Origin of the sequence: Shewanella sp. SM74 (assembly GCF_025653725.1) — a bacterium.
In the GTDB taxonomy this organism is placed as follows: Bacteria; Pseudomonadota; Gammaproteobacteria; order Enterobacterales; family Shewanellaceae; genus Shewanella; species Shewanella oncorhynchi.
This window is the reverse complement of sequence record NZ_JAKKRZ010000055.1, coordinates 1-13,405: the sequence shown is the minus strand read 5'-3', so window position 1 is coordinate 13,405 and position 13,405 is coordinate 1. Positions and strand designations below refer to the sequence as shown.

Annotated in this window: 17 protein-coding genes and 1 pseudogene; 13 read left to right on the top strand and 5 right to left on the bottom strand. The window is 43.6% G+C overall.

Annotated elements, in window-relative coordinates; genetic code table 11:
* Nucleotides 1–405 precede the first annotated feature (405 nt).
* Nucleotides 406–693 carry a hypothetical protein gene (locus L5M49_RS24375; RefSeq protein WP_004911214.1) on the top strand — a complete coding sequence of 96 codons (288 nt, stop codon included), beginning with the start codon at nucleotides 406–408 and terminating at the stop codon, nucleotides 691–693.
* Nucleotides 694–879: 186 nt separating this feature from the next.
* Here L5M49_RS24375 and L5M49_RS24370 read toward each other — a convergent pair whose 3' ends face one another.
* On the bottom strand, nucleotides 880–1,620 hold the full coding sequence (locus L5M49_RS24370) for a hypothetical protein (protein ID WP_011711659.1): 741 nt from the start codon (nucleotides 1,618–1,620) through the stop codon (nucleotides 880–882).
* Nucleotides 1,621–1,622: 2 nt separating this feature from the next.
* Complete coding sequence (locus tag L5M49_RS24365; protein ID WP_002123001.1) at nucleotides 1,623–2,558, bottom strand: AraC family transcriptional regulator; 936 nt, start codon at nucleotides 2,556–2,558, stop codon at nucleotides 1,623–1,625.
* A 122-nt stretch (nucleotides 2,559–2,680) separates the two neighbouring features.
* Here L5M49_RS24365 and msrA (L5M49_RS24360) point away from each other — a divergent pair, with 122 nt between their 5' ends.
* The 5 genes from msrA (L5M49_RS24360) (at nucleotide 2,681) to L5M49_RS24340 (ending at nucleotide 5,073) form a co-directional block, all read left to right on the top strand.
* Nucleotides 2,681–3,169 (top strand): peptide-methionine (S)-S-oxide reductase MsrA, encoded by a 489-nt coding sequence (gene msrA, locus L5M49_RS24360; RefSeq protein WP_069785042.1) that lies wholly within the window; start codon nucleotides 2,681–2,683, stop codon nucleotides 3,167–3,169.
* Nucleotides 3,170–3,172: 3 nt separating this feature from the next.
* Nucleotides 3,173–3,433 carry a glutaredoxin gene (locus L5M49_RS24355; RefSeq protein WP_005403706.1) on the top strand — a complete coding sequence of 87 codons (261 nt, stop codon included), beginning with the start codon at nucleotides 3,173–3,175 and terminating at the stop codon, nucleotides 3,431–3,433.
* 31 nt (nucleotides 3,434–3,464) lie between these two features.
* Nucleotides 3,465–3,905: a peptide-methionine (R)-S-oxide reductase MsrB gene (gene msrB, locus L5M49_RS24350; RefSeq protein WP_005403705.1), complete on the top strand. Its 441-nt coding sequence runs from the start codon at nucleotides 3,465–3,467 to the stop codon at nucleotides 3,903–3,905.
* A gap of 54 nt (nucleotides 3,906–3,959) precedes the next feature.
* Entirely contained in the window at nucleotides 3,960–4,205 is a 246-nt protein-coding gene (locus L5M49_RS24345; protein ID WP_011711656.1) for a glutaredoxin family protein, read from the top strand.
* Between the two features lie 220 nt (nucleotides 4,206–4,425).
* A complete protein-coding gene (locus L5M49_RS24340; protein ID WP_223846397.1) occupies nucleotides 4,426–5,073 on the top strand; it encodes a peptide-methionine (S)-S-oxide reductase MsrA in 648 nt (215 codons plus the stop codon).
* Between the two features lie 219 nt (nucleotides 5,074–5,292).
* Here L5M49_RS24340 and L5M49_RS24335 read toward each other — a convergent pair whose 3' ends face one another.
* Nucleotides 5,293–6,270, bottom strand: coding sequence for a sensor domain-containing diguanylate cyclase (locus L5M49_RS24335; protein WP_002119794.1), 978 nt, complete (start codon nucleotides 6,268–6,270; stop codon nucleotides 5,293–5,295).
* Between the two features lie 617 nt (nucleotides 6,271–6,887).
* Nucleotides 6,888–8,174 carry a GAF domain-containing protein gene (locus tag L5M49_RS24325; protein WP_000257537.1) on the bottom strand — a complete coding sequence of 429 codons (1,287 nt, stop codon included), beginning with the start codon at nucleotides 8,172–8,174 and terminating at the stop codon, nucleotides 6,888–6,890.
* Between the two features lie 868 nt (nucleotides 8,175–9,042).
* Between L5M49_RS24325 and L5M49_RS24320 the strand changes: the two genes are divergently transcribed.
* From L5M49_RS24320 to L5M49_RS24290, 7 genes and pseudogenes are all read left to right on the top strand, one after another.
* The gene (locus tag L5M49_RS24320; protein WP_223290059.1) at nucleotides 9,043–9,204 is read left to right on the top strand and encodes a peptide-methionine (S)-S-oxide reductase; all 162 of its coding nucleotides are present in this window, start codon (nucleotides 9,043–9,045) and stop codon (nucleotides 9,202–9,204) included.
* A 58-nt stretch (nucleotides 9,205–9,262) separates the two neighbouring features.
* Entirely contained in the window at nucleotides 9,263–9,817 is a 555-nt protein-coding gene (locus L5M49_RS24315) for a carboxymuconolactone decarboxylase family protein (protein ID WP_011711655.1), read from the top strand.
* 137 nt (nucleotides 9,818–9,954) lie between these two features.
* Complete coding sequence (locus tag L5M49_RS24310) at nucleotides 9,955–10,470, top strand: YkgB family protein (protein WP_011711654.1); 516 nt, start codon at nucleotides 9,955–9,957, stop codon at nucleotides 10,468–10,470.
* 236 nt (nucleotides 10,471–10,706) lie between these two features.
* Complete coding sequence (gene msrB, locus L5M49_RS24305; protein WP_011711653.1) at nucleotides 10,707–11,153, top strand: peptide-methionine (R)-S-oxide reductase MsrB; 447 nt, start codon at nucleotides 10,707–10,709, stop codon at nucleotides 11,151–11,153.
* A gap of 2 nt (nucleotides 11,154–11,155) precedes the next feature.
* Complete coding sequence (gene msrA, locus L5M49_RS24300) at nucleotides 11,156–11,656, top strand: peptide-methionine (S)-S-oxide reductase MsrA (protein ID WP_011711652.1); 501 nt, start codon at nucleotides 11,156–11,158, stop codon at nucleotides 11,654–11,656.
* 29 nt (nucleotides 11,657–11,685) lie between these two features.
* Nucleotides 11,686–12,225: a peptide-methionine (S)-S-oxide reductase gene (locus tag L5M49_RS24295; protein ID WP_041413416.1), complete on the top strand. Its 540-nt coding sequence runs from the start codon at nucleotides 11,686–11,688 to the stop codon at nucleotides 12,223–12,225.
* A gap of 15 nt (nucleotides 12,226–12,240) precedes the next feature.
* Nucleotides 12,241–12,510, top strand: a pseudogene (locus L5M49_RS24290) (IS481 family transposase); the annotation flags it as partial.
* Nucleotides 12,511–12,975: 465 nt separating this feature from the next.
* On the opposite strand, the gene L5M49_RS24285 reads toward L5M49_RS24290, so the two are convergent.
* Nucleotides 12,976–13,405 (bottom strand): IS66 family transposase (locus L5M49_RS24285; RefSeq protein ID WP_263266867.1); only part of this gene is annotated, 430 nt, incomplete at its 5' end.

The window sequence follows — 13,405 nt, the reverse complement described above, 5'->3', positions numbered from 1 at the left end:
GGTCGCACGTTCGGGGATACTGAGTTCGTGATAGGACATAGTGGCAGCACCGTACCGGAAAGGTCAGGTGTTGCACTCAGTTTTTGCGGCCGCCGTGCGTGATATGGCTTTGAGGGGAGGTAGTCGAAAGAATATTGGTATCTTTTGGGAGTTCTAAGTTTCGACCCGTCACTGGTAAATTCTGGCGCATAAGAGCCTCAAGGGTTGGCTGTTTTATTTTATTGTATTCGGCATTAAGCCCAATTTCTTGAGCGTTACGATAAAGCTAAATAACTGTGCGAAATAGTAGATCACTCAGGTAAGGGAACTCAATGCAGTTTGCGCGATCAGATCAGTCGCCAAACAAACCAAACCCACAAACGCATTGAGTATGAACAAAATAGCATTTTTGTACGGCGCTGAACAATGATTGACGATCTAACGCTCCAGAACCAAATCAGGGATCTGGCTTTAGCGAGTCGGAGCGAACCGACCGATGGTTGGCGTACCGAAGAGCTTGACCCTAAGTTGTGGAACGGTTGGCGTAAAATGATTCAGGGGGACCGGCTAGAAATCGCTGAATACGATCTGACGGCTAAGGTTAGCCAAGGGGACTCTCCTAGTGACAAGCCCGGAGTGGTTGAAGGTCTAAAACAAAGAATAAGGGCTTACAACTTTAGTAAACAAAGGACGTCATCAATAGCAGTGATATAAAAAGTTATCTTTGCCGCCCCGATAAGGCTTTACGGGGCGACTAAGTCTCACCCAACCGACAATTCCGATAGTTTCAGAATAAGCTTTGAGTTTTCTAAGATTGGAATTACTACACCACAGCACGTACTCGAGATACTACAAATAGCTTTTTGGTAGGACCGATACCGAATAAATATCCATAATACATCAGGAGAAACTTTTTTTAATTTTCTGTAACCGGTCATAAATCAGTGGCGGATAATTTGCATGATATTCACCACACTCTGGGCAATGCTCTTGTTTTAGGTACGCTTGATTGTCGAGATCTTGATAAGGAAAAACGCTGAAGAGAAGTTCGTGCTGCATAAGCGTTTTATAAAAACTCTTATGATAAGGTGCAATCTCGCTGTCTTTGATTTTGTCGAAATATAGGTCAACGCTGTTCAAAATGCTCATAATTTCTTTAACCCCGTCGAACCTTAAAATGTCGTCATCTTTGTGAATATCAACATCTAAGCTCTCTAGATCCTCAATGAAACATTTAATCGCTCGCCGGGAATGCAAAAGGATCATTTGCGACTTGCCATCAATCATCTTTTCCTGATCGTAGCTAAAATTTTTAATGTTTCTTTCGACGAACATATAAAGTTCGTGAAGCTGATTCAACTCGTGCCTCAGTTGCTCCTTCGTATATTCCTTTTCGATTTGCTGATGGAGGATGCCATTAGCGTCAATCTGAGCTTTTAACACCAGAAAGAGAAGCACTGAACCCAGAATTTGTACAAATGGGCTTGAAATACCTCCAAGAACATCTCCTATTTCGCCATAACCTTTCAAATATTGCAGCGGAAGAAGAGGTGCAAACAAAGGGATAAGCAGGCAAGCCGCACCACCAATGACTATGACCCAGAAAGCTATTTTGGTAACAGGAGAGTTATAGATATTCATTTTTACACCTTTTCAGAATTTTCTTTTCTGTACGCGCTAGGAGTTTTGCCAATTTTTTTCTTAAACAACTTTTGAAAGTGTTCATGTGCCGGATACCCAATGGCTTCACTCACTTCGGGAACAGACTTACCGGATTCTTTAAGCAGCTGCTTTGCTTTTTCAAGCCGACAATAGGTTAAATAATCAAGAGGTGTCATGCCTGACAGCTCCTTAAATTTGACGCTGTAGTTCGTACGCGACATCCCCGCAATCCCGGCGAGATCGTCAAGACCCCATTTTTTATCGAGACTATGATGAATAGCTTCCAAGGTTTTGCTGAGTTGCGGATTTTCGATCAGTTTGAAGAATCCAGCATTTTTATTGGATTTGTACATGTGGATTCTTAACGCTTGCACGAAGATAATTTCGGTCAGCTTTCTGACTAACGTGTTGCTTCCAGGAAGCCCTGATTTTGCTTCCTGCTCTATAATACTTAAAAGCATGGCAAGCCAAGGCGAGTGGGAGTTATCAGCACTCTTGATATGCACGACATTTGGCAGCGAATTTAAGAATGGATGATCGGGTCCGCCATTAAAACAAAAATGTCCGCAAACGACGTTGGCTTTGAGCTTGCTCTGATCACCGTATTCCAAAACTTGAGCTTCGGTGAGGTTGGCTTTAGCTCTAAATTCGACCGCAGGCTCGGCCTTGATTTTTGGTGCACTGGCCATGGTGTGCTCCATCCCTTTGAAAAAGATCAAAATATCGCCCTGCTCCGCCAATGCTTTAAGTTTAAGTTTTGGCACCTCATACCAAAACTCGCCATGAGTCACGATGTGAAATCTCGCTAGATTCTCTTCCTGCGGGAGGCTGATGCCCCAGTCTCCCGCAAATGAGGTTCTATACCAGTAGCTGCTAGTAAGCTCTACCTTATCTAAAATTTCACTGAGAACATCCATATATAGCTCCTACGTAAACTGTCCAATAGGTCATGTTATACGAACTATTGAACATATTATATCTATTTTACATGCTGTAAAGTCAGTCTAATCAGTAAGTGGATGAAAACTAAGGAGGCTTTATGAAACTAGATTATGTGATCGTTGCCGGAGGGTGTTTTTGGGGTCTCGAAGACCTCCTTAGGAGTCTGGACGGTGTGACGTCAACGAAGGTGGGCTACTCTGGCGGAGATTTTGATGATCCTACCTACGCCGATATTATAACAGGGAAAACGGGGCACGCCGAAGCGGTTCGCGTGGAATACGACCAAGACGAAATATCTCTCGAAGAGATTCTACATTACTTTTTCAAAATCCATGATCCGACTACGAAGAATCGCCAAGGAAATGATGTTGGCACTTCGTATCGCTCGGCAGCGTTCTATCGTGACGATGCACAGAAAGCGATTATCGAAAACGTGATTGATGAGGTCAATGAGATCGGTCGCTTCGAGAATGAAGTGGTCACGACCGTCACCCTGGAAAAAGAATTCTACGACGCTGAGGCATATCACCAAAACTATTTGCAGAGGAATCCCAGCGGATACTCTTGCCATTTTGAAAGAGACTAAATCATGAACCAAATGAACGAGGAAAAAATGAAAGCACTTAAGAATGTTGTTATTTATACGAAAGACCATTGTCCATTTTGCGCACGCGTGAAGAATTACCTAACTGCTGAAAAGGTCGATTTCAAACAAATTCGCGTAGACGACGATCCGAAGACTTACCTGGAGTTGAAGGAAAGAACAAATCTCCAAACTGTACCGCAAGTTTTTGTGGATGGAGAATTCATTGGTAGTGCTACAGACTTCTTCTCGTGGATTGATAGCTAAAGAGTGAACCCTAAAATAAAGGAGCAAATATATGTTCAATTGGAAAAGCATTTACAACTACCTGGATAACGGCACTCCCGCGCCTCCCAAAAAAGTAGAAAAGAGCGAGGAAGAGTGGAAAGAAATTCTGACGCCAGCGCAATTTCGGGTCATGCGGATGAAAGGCACCGAACGCGCGCACACCGGAGAACTCTGTTCATTTTATGAAGCTGGAAGGTACGCCTGTGTGGGCTGCGACACCGAACTCTTTGACTCGAACCTAAAGTTCGATTCGGGAACGGGATGGCCGAGTTTTTCTGAGCCAGTCGCAGACAACGTAATTCAATATGAACTGGATACGACCTTCGGGCGCAGAATCGAAGTGCTATGCAATGTGTGCGAAGCCCATCTGGGGCACGCTTTTCCAGACGGTCCTGAGCCATCAGGGGTCCGATTCTGTATTAACTCGGAGTCATTGAAGTTTGTAGAATAATTTTTAAATCGAGGGGGTTTATGAAAGTGAACCTTTTGAAAAAAGGAGCCGTTCGTGTTGATTAAGCTGTTCGGTCATAAAGACTGCCATAAAACCAAGATTTACCATTCGTACTTGCAAGAAAAAGGGAGCCAGTTTGTTTTTTTGGATGTTCATGAAGACGACGCGGCTGCTGATGAACTGTGCTCCCTCTATTCGAACGGAAAGCTGAATTTCCCGACAATAGTGGTTGGGACAAAGAAGCTGAGAAACCCCAAGTTCAAGGACCTTGACAGGTGGTTGGAAGCTTCAATGAAATAATGAGTTTTTTAGAATTATTAATAACTTAATAAGCAGTAAGATCAATGATTACAGCAATTTTCCGCAGTTGTGTTACCAAGAAACATGCTGCGGAGTTTTAGCAAAGATACTTCATCAAGCTGGTGTTGGAAAACGTGGTCTTATCGTCGTTTGCACGGCGTGAGGAATGGGAGTGGCTTCAATTTTTGAAAGTTAGGTGAAAAATATGTCGGATCTAAAAATGAATAAAGAAGACGGTGTTGAAAGCTATGAATTTGCAACCCCTGAAGCAATCGAAGAAGCATTGAAAATCGGGAAGCTTAGTCAAACGGTTTTCGGCATGGGTTGCTTTTGGGGACCGGATTCTAATTTTGGAGGGACGCAGGGAGTAGTGCAAACACGTGTTGGCTACGCTGGAGCATCAACTCTGGATCCGAGTTACCGCAACATCAACGGACACGCCGAAGTCGTCAGAGTGATCTACGATAAAGACCAAATCAGCTACAGGGAACTTCTTGGAAGTTTTGAATCATGGTCTGTTCATGGTAGAAAGCAGGGCCAGTATCGCCAGATACTTTTTGTTTTTGATCTGGAGCAAAAACAAGTAGCTGAAGAACTGATTCAAGCGATTGGAAAGGAGAAATCTCCCGAGGTGATTGAGGCCGGAGAACAAAATGGTTATTTTTGGCCCGCCGAAGATTACCATCAAAAGCATCGTCTTCGCAGAAACAAACAGCTTGTAAGTCTTGCAGAAGTAGATTTCGGTCCTCGCTGGGATGAACATCTGTATTTTACTAAATTAAATAGTACCGATAGAAAAGGCTTCAGTCTCTCAAGCTGGCTAAAAAAGTTGTCTCCGGAAATGCAGAAAGCTTACCGAATCGGTTAATCTGAAATTGCAGCTGGCTAAAGAACTCTATTTTCTATATGTAAAGAATGTGACGATCTCCTTCACATGGAGTCCAAGAGAGCATAAAAAATCTGTGTAAGTCGCATTACCCATGTATTTGAAAGGAATAAATAATGCCAATATCAGACCAGCTTATCGACCGAAGCAAGACCTCAGTTTTTATGAGGTCTTGAGATCAGCGCAGCATGAACAGATCTCTTACAGTGTGGCGAACACACTGGTTTGATTGCGGCCTTGGGTTTTAGCTTTGTATAACATCTGATCGGCGACTTCGAGCAACTGCTTTTTGTCGTCAAATAAATCAGCGCTGGCCAAACCTATGCTGACCGTTAATTGTCGTAATAACCACTCATGGTTAGCCACTACCAGCCTTAACTTTTCCAGTGTTTTATTTGCGGACGCTGTGTCTGTGCCTGGCAGGATCAGCACAAACTCTTCACCACCATAACGGGCGAAAAAGTCATAGTTCCTGCTATGGCGCTGAAACAGAGCCGCGACTTGACTCAGTGCCTCATCTCCTGCGGCATGACCATAGCTGTCGTTAAAACTCTTAAAGTGATCAATATCAATCAATGCCAGTACAAAAGATTGTCCTGTTCTTTGCCAGCGAGCAAATTCAGCTTCAAACTTGAGGTCAAAAGCTCTTCTGTTGTTCACCCCTGTCAGCGCATCCGTCATGCTGGTATTATGTAATTGTTCGCCGACTTTTTTCAGCTCCAGTATGGCGATCACTTGTCTGGACAGAGCCTGCAAAGAGCTTATCTGCCGCTGGTTCAGCTGCTTAGGAACATGATCATAGACACAAATAGTACCAATCACTGCACCTTCGGGATCAATCAGCGGCGAGCCAGCATAAAATCGGTAGCCAGGTCCTGAAATCACCATAGCATTGGTACTGAATCTGTGATCTAAAGTAGCGTCAGGGACCACCATTACCGCATCAGGTGTTTCCATTGCATACACGCAAAAGGACTCTTTAATTAATACAGAGGTACGCGAAATACCAACTTTTGCAATTAGATTCAGCTTTGTGTCATCGGTTCGCGTCACCATAGCCACTGGTGCATCACAGATATAACACGCCAGTTCAGTGATATCCCGCAGGTTCTGATCTGCTTCAGCAGGTGCTTTTAGTGTGGTTTCTGCACTAGCTGTTTGAGCTAAACTAAAGGTCATGTACTTCTCCGTTTTTCTACTGCATTTTTCAAAGATCCTGCATAGAAAAATGAATTAAATCGTTGATTTAACTCTAGCATAGATCTGTCAGACTTGAAGTTATCTCTGTAGCAATGGTATTGTTTTGTACAATATTCGCCTGCTTGATTTGAGTTTTAGCTGTATTTATAAACTTTTGGCTTTTCCGGTCGCAGGCTCTATAATTTGCTCGTTTAAATCCAACTCTTCGTCTAACGTCATCTATTTAGTGTGCATGCGGCCTCCGGAGCATTTTCCGTGGCTTATTTTACCGAAGCATCGGGATTGCTAAATAGAGCTGAACGCTGTAATGCGCTTTCGAACTGAGCTTTCCGTAACTTCGGCATTAGTTCATGTACCTTGCTTACTGGATGTTGGTTGACGCGCAGCAGCACGTCCGTCAGATAATCGTAAACGTTAATAGCAGTGTTGACCTTGCTTTGAATGACGCCAACATGCTTAGCACCAAGCTCCGTTCAGCAGAATCACAGCCAGTTTTTCAGTTATCCCAAGTGTCACTCTCAGATTAAAGGCCGCCATACCGGATGTAGTGCCAACAAGAAAACTAAAACACAACTTCGCTGATCATCGCTGAGTGTTTATAAATCGTCTCCCATCACCGGTATCGATAAGCAGATAAGCCTGGTTATGCCATTAGCAGTTCTTGAAGCATTCCTGCTTTCAATGTCGTCAACGTGATCACGATTTGAGTTGAGATAACGACTCTGTTGCTGAAGACTCTCAGTTAATTGCCACTCACCAGATTCAAGAACAGCACCCGCTAACTCGGCACATACTGTTGCAAAACCATAAAGCGCTTGATTATCGCGGGTAAAACGCAGCGGCATCGTCTGGCCTTTTACAAGAAGGGACCATTCCAAAACTCTGTACTTACCTTTTAATCGGTTACTGACAAAAATAGTTATACTTGTACCGCTGGCGCCAACAACTAAAAAGCTCGTGATAGCTAGTCCTATCAGAGACCATAACTCTGGTTTCCCACTTAGTAACAGTGGATTAGGCAAATGACTCCTCAAAACGAGATCAGCACCAAGGGTCAGCGCTGTTTTATACACTGCTTGTTCTAATAATGGAGTTGCATTGACCAGTGACGCAACAGCATCACAACTATAAGGTTCTAGAACTGCCGTAGCTCTCAACCATTCTGTTTCATGGGCAATCGCCAACAAATTTGACCAAATTCGAACCAGTGCCGCTATATGAATGGAGTTTTCATCAGTCAGGACGGTTTGATTAAGCTGCTTATCCAGTTCCTGATGCCAGTATTGGTATTGGCTTGTCAAAAGTACAAACAACTCAGATTGAAGCAACTTATTATTAGTTACCGGTCTTATCCTATTTGACATCTCATTGAATAGTTGTATAAATTTTTTGTCTGCTTGTTGCTCACGCTTTAGCAGATCTTGCTGTTGTTGAAGCATCTGTAAATCGTATTCAATGGCCTGCTTAAAAAGTGTGAGTAAGGAACAGTGTTGTGATGCCCGATCTGGGCTTGAAAAGTCCAACATACACAAAGTACCGAAAGTTTTTCCGCTAGGCCAAAGCAATGGCAGGCCATAGTAATAACTAAAGCCTGCTGCAAATGTTGGGTTATTGTTTTCATATCGGGTACCGATTGCATTTTCAACTAGTAATGGCTGGTTACTGGAAATGACTTGGGAACAATAAGTGTTAAGTGCCAATGGAACAGGTTCACCGCAATAAAAAGTTGGTACTGACACACTGCCAACAGCCTGACAAATTTCGTTTTTATCTAATCGATTAATCAGCACACAAGGCACTTCCGCGACTTGAGCCATCGAGTTTACAATGCCTTGCCAGCGCTCTAGGAGCAGAGCGGTTTCTATGCTCAAATCTACTGCCATTTGTTCCCTCAGTATTTAAATAGTCCCCTTTTGCATCATTCGATCTTGTTTATCTCAGAGTATCAAACAGGAAACAAAGTGATTGATGTCAATCAGGGAATTAGCAGCATTGATGCATTAAGCGGCGCACATACACTCTAAGTAAAGTGCTTAAGTCTGATTATGGCAAGAAATTGTTACTTTGTCAGGGATAGTCAACACTTTATTAGCGAGAGACTTGCTTGGCTGACATTTAAGACAAATCGCGAGATTCCAAATCTGCCACCAACAGTCGGAACTGAGTAACTCACTTGAGCTTTAAAAAGTAAAGCATTGAAATATTTATGGTATTTATACATCCTACCTAGCTCACAGCAGAGTTTAGCATCGTGCATTAATATGACCTTACACTAAAAATACGTACTAGTTGACGTCTATCAAACTCGTTTACGAGATAGTGTAGTGGTCGACAAATTTTGGCCACATCGTTATTGCCTAATAACCGATGCTCTCTTTAAATGCGAAATGAGTAGTGCACGCATTTTTAGCCTTTTGGCAAAACGTTGATGTCTCGAAATTTTCAAGCGCTGTGCCTTGTTTATTTTCAGAAACGTCTGCTTTCAGTGAGTTCCTGATGCTCGGGCGCTCTAAATTATGGGTATAGACAATCTGATTTGCCCTATATTTGCAGTTTTTCGTGAACCCTTAATTTCACAACTCTTTTAATCTGATATCCAAAGTCTGCATCCATACATAGCCCCTACGTAAACTGTCTAATAAGTCACATTATACGAACTATTGAGCATGTTATATCTATTTTACATGCTGTAAATTCAGTTCCATTAGTAAATAGATAAAAACCAAGGAGGCTTTATGAAAAATAAATAATGTGATCGTTGCCGGAGGGTGTTTTTGGAGTCTCGAAGACCTCCTTAGAAATCAGGACGGCGTGACGTCAACGAAGGTGTGTAGTGGCACTGAAATGGCGACTGCGCAAGACGTGAAGATGAGCTGTCTGATAGCAACGGATTATCAAGCAGAACCTTCTTAAATACAATTTATTCCACGCCAATACAGCGTGCTGTCTTTCAAATCACTAGGAGAAATTTATGTCACGTTTGAACACCCCTACCACAATCGACGCCGCGCCTACTGCTACCCATACCTCACTCAAGGCTGTGGAAAAACAACTGGGCCGCGTTCCTAACATGTTCCGCGTCGTTGCCAACAGCCCTGCTGCGCTGACTGGCTACCTGCAATTGAGCGCAGCATCAGCACAGGGCGGCTTGGGTACAGCGACTCTTGAGCGTATTGCCCTAGCCGTCGCTGAGATCAACGGCTGCGATTATTGCCTTGCTGGCCATTCCTTCCTAGGCCGTAAGGTGGCCAAGCTTGATGATGCTGAACTCACTGCCAACCGCAGCGGTGCATCAAATGACCCTAAGGCCGACGCAGCCGTGCGTTTTGCTGCCGCCGTAGTCCGCCAGCGCGGGCAAGTCAGCAATGACCAGGTCCAAGCGGTGCTGAACGCTGGCTACAGTGATGCACATGTAGTGGATATTCTGTTGGCTGTTGCCCTGAACACTTTCACTAACTACGTTAACGAAGTGACACAGACCGAGGTCGACTTCCCGGCCGTTCAACCACTAGGCATTGATGTCTAATCCATTGGTGCTCAACTACAGCAATTACCTAAGTTAGGTTCGACTCGAGTAAACATATAGTTTTTCTCAAGAGTCATATCATTTTAGTGGGCTACATAGAGTGAGTCCACATGGCTAAAAATAATTGGAGATATAAGATGACTATTCCCGAAATTGAAAATGGTGTCCAGACTACCAATATCCTTAGTAATAATCTCGGTGCAAAAGTCACTAAGTTTGGTATAGGTGGCATCTACGTTGCCATGACGATAATATATTTGTGGTTTGGTGGTATGAAATTCACTAGCTACGAAGCAAACGGTATACATGGTTTTGTTAGTAATAGCCCTCTGCTTTCATGGATGTATAGTTTCCTCAGCATTCAAGGATTCTCAAATTTTCTGGGTGTGCTTGAAATTTCAGTTGGCCTGTTAATCGCTGCACGAGTTTTCTCCCCTAAGCTCGCAATCTTGGGCGGTGTACTTTCAACCGGACTCTTTTTTACGACATTGTCGTTCATGCTGACTACACCCGGTGTTTTTGAGGCATCTCTTGGGTTTCCTGCGATCTCTGTGGTTCCTGGCCAGTTTTTGCTAAAAGATTTAGGCTTGTTTGTCGTGTCTATATTTATCGTAGGCACATCACTTACAGCACTGGAGCACAAAAACAAATAAGCCGCATCCGAAACAACTATAAGTTAGAGGGCCTTAAATTCTGCGGTATAGGTCTTGCAGTTCTTTTTAGCTGTCATAGGCACCTCGTTATGTGATTTTACTCACTTAGCGCGGTGTACAGAACTACTGGATCAGATCATTTTTTCGGGTTAACGGCCTAAGTGAAATAAATTCTGTAAACAGAAGGTCTCTTATAATCTGAAAGGCACATGGCTCTACTCTATAAGAGGACATTTATGAATACCTATCAAAAATCTATGAATGCGATTTCTGCTCTGACTAAGGAGCAGTATCGGGTGACGCAAGAAAATGGTACAGAGCGTCCAGGGACTGGTGAATTGCTAAAGAACACCAAGCCCGGCATTTACGTGGATATCGTGTCAGGTGAGCCTTTATTTGCGTCTTCTGCCAAGTATGAATCAGGGTGTGGTTGGCCGAGCTTTACCAAAGCGATAGACTCTGTCAACGTAATTGAAATCACTGATAGGTCGCACGGCATGACCCGCACAGAAGTGCGCTCAACTCATGGCGACAGTCACTTAGGCCATGTATTTTCAGACGGTCCCAAAGACCAGGGTGGCCTACGTTATTGTATTAACTCAGCGTCATTACGTTTTATTCCTAGGGAAGAAATGGCAAGTAAAGGTTACGCAGAGTATTTAGACCAAGTAGAGGACATTTAATTATGGCAATTGAACGCGCAGTATTAGCCGGTGGCTGCTTTTGGGGCATGCAGGATCTTATCCGCAAACGTCCCGGTATCACTTCAACCCGAGTAGGTTATACCGGTGGTGAAGTGGCTAATGCTACCTACCGCAATCATGGTAACCATGCTGAAGGCATTGAAATAATGTTCGATAATGAAATCACCAGCTATCGACAAATTTTAGAGTTTTTCTTTCAGATTCATGACCCTAGTACAGTAAATAGACAAGGTAATGACAAGGGCACATCTTATCGCTCAGCCATTTATTATACCTCTGAGGCACAGCATGCTGAGGCAGTAAAAACCATTGCTGACGTGGATGCTTCGGGATTATGGCCTGGAAAAGTAGTGACTGAAGTCGAACCTGCAAGTGATTTTTGGGAAGCGGAGGCTATGCATCAGGACTATTTGGAACTCCGACCAAATGGCTATACCTGCCACTTCCCCAGACCAGACTGGAAGTTGCCCTCATCTCAATGAGTTTGCAGCAGCCCACACAGACTTGCAATTTGCATACGACAACCACCCTTAATACAATCGGCTTAGGCGGTGGTTGTCACTGGTGCACCGAAGGCGTATTTTCATCACTTATTGGCATTGCTACTGTCAATCAAGGTTGGATCGCCTCAATTGGTGACAACGCTCAGTTCAGCGAAGCCATTGAAGTGGTTTTTGATCCGACTGTTATTTCTTTATCAACCTTGATCGAAATCCATTTACATACTCACGCGAGCACATCAAACCACTCAATGCGTGGTAAATATCGTTCAGCGATATACGCTTATGATGAGGTTCAGTATAACCAGGCTGTAAACATATTAGATGCCTGTAGAGCTGATTTTGAGCAGCCAGTCATTACTCAGGTTTATTTTTTTAAGGATTTTAAAGCGAATAAAACTGAGCTTATCGACTACTTTTATACAGCACCCAACAGACCATTTTGTCAAAGGTACATTCATCCAAAACTCACCTTCTTATTAGCACGTTTCAGCCACTATGTTGATACGCATAAATTGACAGAGTCAGGTGTAGAGTTAACATCGATATAGGCTGTGCTACTCTGCAAGTTCGAGCGTCATGATTACCAACTCTAGTAGTGGCATCGATCACACGAAAACTAAAACGATGTCACCGCAAACGAATGGGATCTGCGAGCAGTTTGATAAGGCGATCCTGAACGAGTTTTATCAGGTGGCTTTTCGCAACAAGTTAATCAAACGCTGGAGACGCGGCAAAATGATCAGGATGAGTGGCTGTCTTACAACAATGAACGAACTCATCAGGGCAAAATGTGCAACGGCAGAACGTCAGTTGAAACTGATCTGATCCAGTAGTTCTGTACACCGCGCTAAGTGAGTAAAATCACATAACGATACAACAACGTTACCCTACATAATCCCAAACTAATTTATCGTTGGAAACGCGAGTTATCCGTGAAGATGATAGAGCTTCTACGCGAGATCCTTTCCAACTGAGTCTGTTCGATGCTCTGTTATACCAATATCTTTGGAAACGCCCTTCGATGGTAGCTTGTTGCTTCTATCAACATTCATACACTTTTGTGAAAAAAATTTCCTGTGTATTTATCGGTATAGCATAAAGTCCATAATCAAATTAAAACGCTACCTAGTACAAAATTGCCTATTATTTAACCTTGACACTACCAATATGCACTGATCTGATATATATTGATTTAATGTATATTTTGCAGGCGATTTTTATGAAAAGTGCACTACTGCGGATCATCACCAACCAGAGGTAAGCGTAACGCCAACCACACCTTGCGGTGTGGCTGGTGATCAGTAAGGCAGGAGTTGCTGTAGTTTCTCTTGGGTGTTGGCTTTGGGTAGCTCGGTTAATAAGCGGCATAGGTAATCATACGGCTCCAGTCCGTTGATTTTTGAGGTCTCGACCAGGCTGTACAGTGCCGCACTGGCTTGTGCTCCCGTCTTGGTATTAGCGAACAACCACGCCTTGCGACCAATCACGAACGGTTTGATGGCGCGCTCCGCACGATTGTTGTCGATATTCAGACAGCCATCATCCAGATAGCGGACAAGCTTGGGCCACTGATTCAGGCTATACGTAATAGCCGCTCCCAGTAAACTTTCTTTCGTGACACTCTCGCTTGATTTATCCAACCAGCTTTTGAATTGCGCGAGCAACGGCTTGGCTAGCGTTTGCCTGGCTTCATATTTCTTATCAGGCGGCGCAGTTTTTAATTTACTC

Coding starts and splice junctions, on each gene's coding strand:
- msrA (WP_069785042.1), top strand. CDS start 2,681: ATGAAACTAGATTATGTGATCGTTGCCGGAGGGTGTTTTTGGGGTCTC.
- L5M49_RS24355 (WP_005403706.1), top strand. CDS start 3,173: ATGAACCAAATGAACGAGGAAAAAATGAAAGCACTTAAGAATGTTGTT.
- L5M49_RS24370 (WP_011711659.1), bottom strand. CDS start 1,620: ATGAATATCTATAACTCTCCTGTTACCAAAATAGCTTTCTGGGTCATA.
- L5M49_RS24315 (WP_011711655.1), top strand. CDS start 9,263: ATGTCACGTTTGAACACCCCTACCACAATCGACGCCGCGCCTACTGCT.
- L5M49_RS24340 (WP_223846397.1), top strand. CDS start 4,426: ATGAATAAAGAAGACGGTGTTGAAAGCTATGAATTTGCAACCCCTGAA.
- L5M49_RS24335 (WP_002119794.1), bottom strand. CDS start 6,270: ATGACCTTTAGTTTAGCTCAAACAGCTAGTGCAGAAACCACACTAAAA.
- msrB (WP_011711653.1), top strand. CDS start 10,707: ATGAATACCTATCAAAAATCTATGAATGCGATTTCTGCTCTGACTAAG.
- L5M49_RS24365 (WP_002123001.1), bottom strand. CDS start 2,558: ATGGATGTTCTCAGTGAAATTTTAGATAAGGTAGAGCTTACTAGCAGC.
- L5M49_RS24375 (WP_004911214.1), top strand. CDS start 406: ATGATTGACGATCTAACGCTCCAGAACCAAATCAGGGATCTGGCTTTA.
- L5M49_RS24325 (WP_000257537.1), bottom strand. CDS start 8,174: ATGGCAGTAGATTTGAGCATAGAAACCGCTCTGCTCCTAGAGCGCTGG.
- msrB (WP_005403705.1), top strand. CDS start 3,465: ATGTTCAATTGGAAAAGCATTTACAACTACCTGGATAACGGCACTCCC.
- msrA (WP_011711652.1), top strand. CDS start 11,156: ATGGCAATTGAACGCGCAGTATTAGCCGGTGGCTGCTTTTGGGGCATG.
- L5M49_RS24310 (WP_011711654.1), top strand. CDS start 9,955: ATGACTATTCCCGAAATTGAAAATGGTGTCCAGACTACCAATATCCTT.